Below are 287 nucleotides of genomic sequence, written 5' to 3'. Positions count from 1 at the left end.
ACTAATTTGAATAATACTACAGGGTCTAAACAATTTCTACCTGATGTGTGGCTATAGTATTCTTCTGTCAAATCATAAATAAATTTAAAATCAATAGCTTTATCTACTTTTCTTAAAAAATGATCTTTAGGTACTATTTCTGATAATGTCATTAGTATTATTTCATCTTTGATATTTTCTACTTTATTAAACATACTAAAACCTCCTTTGTATACTTATATTATACCATTTTAAGGATTTTATTTCAGTTAAAAAACAGGCTGTTGACCTATTTGTCAACAGCCTGA

The 287-nt window shown here is 25.8% G+C and carries 1 pseudogene; it reads right to left on the bottom strand.

Annotation, left to right across the window (positions count from 1 at the left end):
• Positions 1–194 (bottom strand): annotated as a pseudogene (locus tag PNO30_RS08100) (IS5/IS1182 family transposase); the annotation flags it as partial.
• Positions 195–287: the final 93 nt, after the last annotated feature.

The sequence above is a fragment of the Gemella haemolysans genome (assembly GCF_028308085.1).
GTDB classification, from domain to species: Bacteria; Bacillota; Bacilli; order Staphylococcales; family Gemellaceae; genus Gemella; species Gemella haemolysans_D.
The sequence above is the reverse complement of the archived record's forward strand: the minus strand, read 5'-3'. Positions and strand labels throughout refer to the sequence as shown.